Here is a 545-nt window from a genome sequence, read left to right as displayed (position 1 = left end):
ACTGCCATGATTTGATGAGTTTTCTATTAGTGGAAGATTTAAATGAGTGTCAGGTTTTTCCTTATCTTCAGAAATAAAGCCAACAACTTTATTATTCTGATAATGCGTTAATGTCACCCGGTTCATATTCTCACACTCTTCATCAGAGAGAGGAATGACCAATGTATTCGGAGCGACGCTAAAGCCTTTTTGCCGGACGGTGATAATGATATCCTCAGATAGCCCAGCTTTTACCAGCGATTTTCGCAGCAAAGAGATATTTTGATAGAACGTATTTTGCGAAACGACCACCCCCCGTGTTTCCCATACAGCCGCCAGGAACTCATCCCGTGAAATGACTTTGCCGCAATTCTGCAAAAGCAGCAGCAAGCATCTGGCGGTTGGCGCATTGAGGCTGATGCACTCCCCGTCCCCGGCAAGCGGCCGCAGCTCATTCATATTGGCATTAAATATAATCTCCTGATTAATTATACACCCATTAAATAATACTGCGTCATCCATATCCTTGCCCCACGTAACCCTATTATCCATAATAAAATCAAATG

Annotated in this window: 1 protein-coding gene; it reads right to left on the bottom strand. The window is 43.1% G+C overall.

Annotated elements, in window-relative coordinates:
• On the bottom strand, positions 1-501 hold a 501-nt coding region (locus tag ABD481_RS47035; RefSeq protein WP_344672386.1), incomplete at its 3' end, for a winged helix-turn-helix domain-containing protein.
• Positions 502-545 lie beyond the last annotated feature (44 nt).

It is taken from the genome of Catenulispora yoronensis (assembly GCF_039531695.1).
In the GTDB taxonomy this organism is placed as follows: Bacteria; Actinomycetota; Actinomycetes; order Streptomycetales; family Catenulisporaceae; genus Catenulispora; species Catenulispora yoronensis.
The sequence above is the reverse complement of the archived record's forward strand: the minus strand, read 5'-3'. Positions and strand labels throughout refer to the sequence as shown.